We start from the raw sequence: 6,302 nt of genomic DNA on the forward strand, positions 1-6,302 counted from the left end.
TCAGTGCACGGGCCGCTTAGCGATGCCCATGAGCTTGGACAGGATGCCGAGCATTACCTCGTCGGCCCCCCCGCCGATGGACGCCAGCCGCCCGTCGCGGTACATGCGCGAGACCTTGTTCTCCAGCGTGTAGCCCATGCCGCCCCAGAACTGCAGGCAGGTGTCGGGCACCTCGCGGTTCAGGCGGCCGGCCTTGAGCTTGGCCATGCTGGCCAGCTCCAGCACGTCCTGCCCGTTCACATACAGGTCGCACGCGCGGTAGGTGAGCGCGCGCAGGGCCTCGACCTCGGTCTTGAGTTCGGCCAGCTTGAACTGCACCCACTGCTGGTCGGCCAGCGTGCTGCCAAAGAGCTTGCGCTCCTGCGCATAGTCGATGGTCCACTGGATGCAGTGGTTCAGCGATTCGAGCGTGCTGGCGGCACACCACAGGCGCTCCTCCTGGAACTGCTGCATCTGGTAGATGAAGCCCTGCCCCTCCGCACCGATGCGATAGCGCTGCGGCACACGCACCTCGTCAAAGTAGATCAGGCCGGTGTCGCTGCTGTGCATGCCGATCTTGCGGATCTTCTGCGCCACCTCGACGCCCGGGGTCAGCTTGCCGCCGGGGCCATCGCGCAGGGGCACCATCACCAGGCTCTTGTTCTTGTGCACGGGGCCTTCGCCCGTGTTGACCAGCATGCACATCCAGTCGGCCTGCAGGCTGTTGGTGATCCACATCTTCTGGCCGGTGATCACGTAGTCATCACCATCCTTGCGGGCCACGCTCTTGATGCCCGACACATCGCTGCCCGCCGCAGGCTCGCTCACGCCGATGCAGCCCACCATGTCGCCCGCAATCGCAGGGGCCAGAAAGTTGCGCTTGAGTTCTTCGCTGCCGTAGCGCGCCAGCGCGGGCGTGCACATGTCGGTCTGCACGCCAATGGCCATGGGCACGCCGCCGCAATGGATGTGGCCCAGCGTCTCGGCCATGGCCAGGCTGTATGAATAGTCCAGGCCCTGCCCGCCGTATTCCTCGGGCTTGCACAGGCCCAGCAGGCCCAGGTTGCCCATCTTCTTGAAGACCTCGTGCGCGGGGAAGATCTCGGCCGCCTCCCACTCGTCCACGTGGGGGTTGATCTCTTCGTCGATGAAGCGCTTGAGGGTCTTCTGGATCTCGCGGTGCTCGTGCGTGAACTGCATGGTGTTTGTCTCCGGTGTTTTGTTTGTGTGGATCTCGATCACGACAACTGGAACTGCCCCAGCGGCTGCGGCCGCCCGTTGAGTACCAGTTCCACCTGGTGCGCGCCGGGGTAGTGGGTGCGCGTGGTCATCTGCTGCAGCGACAGCGTCTTGCCCACGGCCACCGTGGCGCCGGGCGCTATGTCCAGCGTTTGCAGCTTGAACACCTTGGGCGCGGCACCGCCGTGGGCCTTGACGTAGTGCACCTTCAGGTCGGCCAGCACGCGCTGGGGCCGTGGCGTGGGGTTGTGCAGCTCGGCCTCGATGCGCACCTTGTCTCCGATGCGTGCGCTGGCAGGCAGCACGCGCGCGGCCCGCACGTCCAGCGCCACGGCATGCCCCACGCCCAGGGCATCGAGCGCACCAGCGTCGCCACGCTTGATGAGAAAACGCAGGCCGTGGCGCACCAGGGCTTCACGCGGGGCGGATGCGCCCTGCAGCCAGGTGCGGGCGGTGCCCACGGCCAGGTCGGGGTGGTCCTTGGCGATGTCGCCCAGGTGGTTGGCCACGGAGCGACGCACGTAAGACGATGGGTCGTCCTTGAGCGCATCGAGCAACGGCAGGGCCAGTTGCGGGTTGGCCTGGAATGCGGGCAGGCGCGGTGCCCAGGGCAGGCGGGGCCGCATGCCTTCGCTGACCAGGCGGCGCAGGTGGGCATTGCCGTCCTGCGCCCAGTCCCGCAGCCGTGCGAGCGTAGCGCCCTGGTAGTGCAGCAGGTAGGGGCGGATGCAGAACTCGGCGGTAAAGCGCTGGGTGAGCGCGTGCTGCGCGGCCATGGCCGCCTCGAAATGCGGCAGGCCGTGTGTGCCGATGTAGATGCTGTGCGGCAAGTACAGGAAGGCGCTGTAGGGCCGGTCACCCGCGTCGGGCTCACCGGCCGCATCCAGGCCCATGGGGGGGTCCATCGAATCGACCAGCACACCCAGCGCGCGTGGCACGTCTTGCGGCAGGTGCGCCTGCAGGGACTGCGCGATGCGCTGGCCGCGTGCCATCAGCTCCAGCGATTCATAGCCGGGCTCTACTTGCTGCAGAAACGCGGTGGTGTCGAACTTGCGCCACGCGCGCTGCACCATCGCGGCAATGCGCGGCGGCACGGTGTCGTTCAGCAGGTATTTGAGAGGCTCGGCCATCGGGGTGATTGCGTGCTTTGGCGTGGCTCTTACATCCGCGCCACGCCAAAGCTCAGGGGCCGCAGCGTGCGGGCCTGTGCCTCGGCGCAGGTGTCCAGGCAAAACGCCAACACGGCGCGCGTGTCGCGCGGGTCGATCACGCCGTCGTCCAGCAACAGGCCACTGGTGTAGAACGCATCGGCCTGGGCCTCGAACATGGCGACGATCTTGTCGAACTGGGCCTGCGATTCGGCGGGGTCGGGCGTGATGCCTTTGCGCGCGAGCGCCGCCTCGGTCACGATCTGCATGGTGCGCGCAGCCTGCTCGCCGCCCATGACCGCTGTCTTGGCCCCCGGCCAGCTGAACAGGAAGCGCGGCGCATAGCCCCGCCCGCACATGCCGTAGTTGCCCGCGCCAAAGCTGGCGCCGCACTGGATGGTGATCTGCGGCACGGTGGCGTTGGTCACGGCCTGGATCATCTTGCTGCCGTGCTTGATCATGCCGCCCTGCTCGCTGTCCTTGCCCACCATGTAGCCGGTAGTGTTCTGCAGGTAGATGATGGGGTGGCCCAGCTGGCACATCCACTGGATGAAGTGCGTGGCCTTGTTCGCGCCCGCCACGTCGATGGGGCCGTTGTTGCTGATGAAGCCCACCGCGTGGCCGCCAATGCGGCCCTGGGCGCACAGGGTGGCCATGCCGTAGCGCGCCTTGAACTCGAGCAGCTCGGACCCATCCACCAGCCGCGCGATCACCTCGCGCATGTCCACGGGCTGGCGCAGGTCGGCGGGCATCAGCGCCAGTAGGTCGTCGGCCGGCAGTGTGGGCGCAGGTGCTGCGGCGCGCGGCAGCGCGGCCCAGCCGGTCTGCGCGATCACGTCGCGCGCCATGCCGATGGCCTCGCGGTCGTCCAGCGCCAGGTATTCGCCCAGGCCCGAGACGGCGGTGTGCATCTCGGCGCCACCCAGTTCTTCTTCCGTCGCGATCTCGCCCGTCGCAGCCATGAGCAGCGGCGGCCCGGCCAGGAAGGCGCGCGAGCGGCCCTGCACCATGATGACCACGTCCGACAGCCCCGGCATGTAGGCCCCGCCCGCCGTGCCCGAGCCGTGCTGCACCGTGATCACCGGAATGCCCGCCGCCGACAGCCGCGCGAGGTTGCGGAACAATGTGCCGCCGTGCACGAAGCCTTCGACCCGGTAGCGCATGAGGTTGGCGCCCGCACTCTCGACCAGGTGCACGAAGGGCAGGCGCTCGCGCAGCGCGATCTCCTGCACGCGCAGGATCTTTTCCAGGCCCATGGGCTGGATGGCCCCCGCCTCGATGCCGGAGTCGCTGGCCACCACCATGCAGCGCACGCCGCTGACCAACCCGATGCCGGCGATCATCCCGCCGCCGGGCACGGACTTTGCCGGGTCCTTCACATCCTGCAGGTAGCCCGCCAGGGTGCACAGCGGCAGCCAGGGCGCGCCCGCATCCAGCAGCAGCGCCACGCGCTGGCGCGGCAGCAGCTGGCCGCGTTTGTCGAACTGGGGCTGCGACCGGGCCGAGGCGGCGGCGGCACGTTCTTCCAATGCGCGCAGGGCATCGAGGCGCGCGGCCAGGGCAGCGCGGCGCTGTTGCGCATCGGGTGCGCCGGAGTGAAAGCGCGAAGCAAAGGCGGTGGTCATTCAGAGTCCTTGGACGCACTGGAAGCCTGCTCGGCAGACGCTGCAAACACGCGCGGCACCTGTGCGCGGTGAAAGCCCCCGTAGGGCTTCACGGCGGCGCGCTGCTGCGTGGCGGCATCGGGCACGCGCAGCGGCCAGCCCAGGCGCACCTGCGGCCGTGCGCCGTCCACACGCAGCGTGCTGCCGCTGATGAAGCTGGCGGCCGGGCTGAGCAGGAAGACGATGGCCGCCGACACCTCGGCCTCGTTGCCGAAGCGGCCCAGCGGCACGGTCTGCGGCATGGCGCGCAGCGTGTGCGCGGCGGCGGGCGGGTAGTTGTCCATGCCGCTCGATGCGATGTAGCCCGGCGCGACGGCATTCACGCGCACGCCGCTGCAGGCCCATTCGAGCGCGGCGGTTTCGGTGAAGCTGACCATGCCCGCGCGCGCCGCGCCGCTGTGCCCCATGCCCGGCATGGAGCCCCACATGTCGGCCACGATGTTGACGATGGAGCCGCCGTTGGGCGCCATCCACTGCCGGTAGCACTCGCGCGCCACCAGGAAACCGCCGGTGAGGTTGGTGTGCAGCACCGCCTCCCAGCCCTTGGCGCTGATGGATTCGAGCGGCGACATGAACTGCCCGCCCGCGTTGTTCACCAGTCCATCGACGCGCCCGTGCGCGGCCAGCACCTGCTGCACCAGCACTACCACCGCGTCTTCGGAGCGGATGTCGCACGCGTGCCAGGACGCTGCGCCGCCATCCGCGGCGATCTCATCGGCTACGGCCTGCAGCTTCTCTGGCTTGCGGCCCACCAGCACCACCCGCGCGCCCAGGTGCGCCAGCTCGTGCGCTGTGCAGCGGCCGATGCCCGAGCCGCCGCCCGTCACGACGACCACCTGGCCGGCGAACAGGCCCGGGGCAAACACAGACTGATAAACATTCGGAGCCGTCGGGGCCATGGTGGTCCAGCCTTTTTTGTATTTTTTTGTTTATGCGCGGATGAAAAGGGCCAGTGCCTCGTCGGTCAGCGCATCGAGCGACTTGCCCTTCTTGGGCGAGAACCACTGCACGGCCCAGTTGAGCGCGCCAAAGATGAACAGCCGCGCCACGCCAGGATTTGCCTGCAGGGCGCCCTGCTGCGCGAGGGCATCGAGCGCGGGCATCCACGCGGCCTCGTAGCTGTCCTTGATGCGCGCAATGCCCTTGCGCTGCGCGGGCGTGAGCGAGCGCCATTCGTAGAGCATCACCGGGATGAAGCTGCTGCGCGGGCCGAGCAGGATCTCGAAGTGGTGGCGGATCAGCGTGCGCAGCTGCGCGCGTGGCGCTGCGCCAGCAGGCAAGGCCTCCAGCGCCTGCTGCTGGCTCTGCGTGGCCATGGTCATGCCCTCGCTCATCACGGCGTAAAGCAGCGCGCTTTTGCTTTCGAAGTGGTAGAAGGGCGAGCCGCTGTGCATGCCTGCGGCGGCGGCAATATCGCGCGTGCTGGTGGCCGCGAAGCCCTGCGTGCGGAACAGTTTGGCGGCGCCGTCCATGAGCTTGCGGCGGCGGTTGCCGTCGTCGAGTTCTTCGGCGGTCTTGCGCGGGCGGCCGCGGGGGCGGCGTGGGGGGTCTTCGGCTGCCGTGGTTTCTGTGGGGATGGGGTTGGCGACGAGGGACGCTGCGGCCTTGCCACGGGGGCGGGCCGGGGTTTTCTTTTGCAGGGGGGTGATGGCGCGGGTGCGCGGCACGGGTGAGTCCATGCAGGCACGATAGCAAAACTGTTTATTTTTAGCAAGCAATTGCTTGGTAAAAATAGGTGCTGCGATTGCGGGTTGTTTTGCCTGGCGGGATTTTGGGTGTTTTTTTGCCTTTAGCGCTTATCCATCAAGCGCTAGAAGCTATTGTTTTTATAGTGTGCAGCGTGCCTGAACGAAGGGCGGAGGCCGGGGTGTGCGCCCGGCGGCGCAGTAACTTTCTCTTGGGTCGCCAAGAGAAAGTCACCAAGGAGAAGGCGACCCTGCCGTCTGCGCCCCCTTCGCTGCGCTACGGGGCAACCTGGGGTGCTCGGTCACGGGGTGCACCGCAGAACTCGCTGCGCGCCCAAGGCGCATCCAGAAGGGAACCCGCAGGCGGACATCCATTCGGGCCGTCGCTGCGCTCGGCCCAGCCTGCGCAGCGCGTGGCGCGTGGCGCGTGGCGCTTGCGCCCGCGAGATGGGGCCGAGCGAAGCAAAGGCCCGTGTGGCTATTCGGCTGTCTGGATATTTGGCGGTCCACCCCCCTGCTGGCTGCGCCTGCGGCGGGGCGGTTGCGGGGTGAGCATGGGCGTCGCAGCGCCCATGCCTCGTGCTCTG

General features: G+C 68.1%; 5 protein-coding genes. All 5 read right to left on the reverse strand.

Translation table 11 applies throughout. The features are described 5' to 3' along the window. The 5 genes from AC07OC_RS25505 to AC07OC_RS25525 are packed head-to-tail and all read right to left on the reverse strand — an operon-like array spanning window position 1 to window position 5,709. The gene (locus AC07OC_RS25505) at window positions 1-1,179 is read right to left on the reverse strand and encodes an acyl-CoA dehydrogenase family protein (protein ID WP_494602537.1); all 1,179 of its coding nucleotides are present in this window, start codon (window positions 1,177-1,179) and stop codon (window positions 1-3) included. Window positions 1,180-1,217: 38 nt separating this feature from the next. Then, entirely contained in the window at window positions 1,218-2,348 is a 1,131-nt protein-coding gene (locus AC07OC_RS25510; RefSeq protein ID WP_218340489.1) for a DNA alkylation repair protein, read from the reverse strand. A gap of 29 nt (window positions 2,349-2,377) precedes the next feature. Next, a complete protein-coding gene (locus AC07OC_RS25515) occupies window positions 2,378-3,991 on the reverse strand; it encodes an acyl-CoA carboxylase subunit beta (RefSeq protein WP_492805616.1) in 1,614 nt (537 codons plus the stop codon). Beyond that, entirely contained in the window at window positions 3,988-4,929 is a 942-nt protein-coding gene (locus AC07OC_RS25520) for an SDR family oxidoreductase (RefSeq protein ID WP_494602539.1), read from the reverse strand. Before AC07OC_RS25520 ends, AC07OC_RS25515 begins: the two co-directional genes overlap by 4 nt. 30 nt (window positions 4,930-4,959) lie before the next feature. Further along, window positions 4,960-5,709: a TetR/AcrR family transcriptional regulator gene (locus AC07OC_RS25525; protein ID WP_218340492.1), complete on the reverse strand. Its 750-nt coding sequence runs from the start codon at window positions 5,707-5,709 to the stop codon at window positions 4,960-4,962. Between the last annotated feature and the right edge of the window lie 593 nt (window positions 5,710-6,302).

The sequence above is a fragment of the Acidovorax sp. GW821-FHT10E04 genome (assembly GCF_059415185.1).

Bases quoted from the DNA above. Each gene is read 5' to 3' on its own strand.
- AC07OC_RS25515 (WP_492805616.1), bottom strand. From the start codon at position 3,991: ATGACCACCGCCTTTGCTTCGCGCTTTCACTCCGGCGCACCCGATGCG.
- AC07OC_RS25525 (WP_218340492.1), bottom strand. From the start codon at position 5,709: ATGGACTCACCCGTGCCGCGCACCCGCGCCATCACCCCCCTGCAAAAG.
- AC07OC_RS25505 (WP_494602537.1), bottom strand. From the start codon at position 1,179: ATGCAGTTCACGCACGAGCACCGCGAGATCCAGAAGACCCTCAAGCGC.
- AC07OC_RS25510 (WP_218340489.1), bottom strand. From the start codon at position 2,348: ATGGCCGAGCCTCTCAAATACCTGCTGAACGACACCGTGCCGCCGCGC.
- AC07OC_RS25520 (WP_494602539.1), bottom strand. From the start codon at position 4,929: ATGGCCCCGACGGCTCCGAATGTTTATCAGTCTGTGTTTGCCCCGGGC.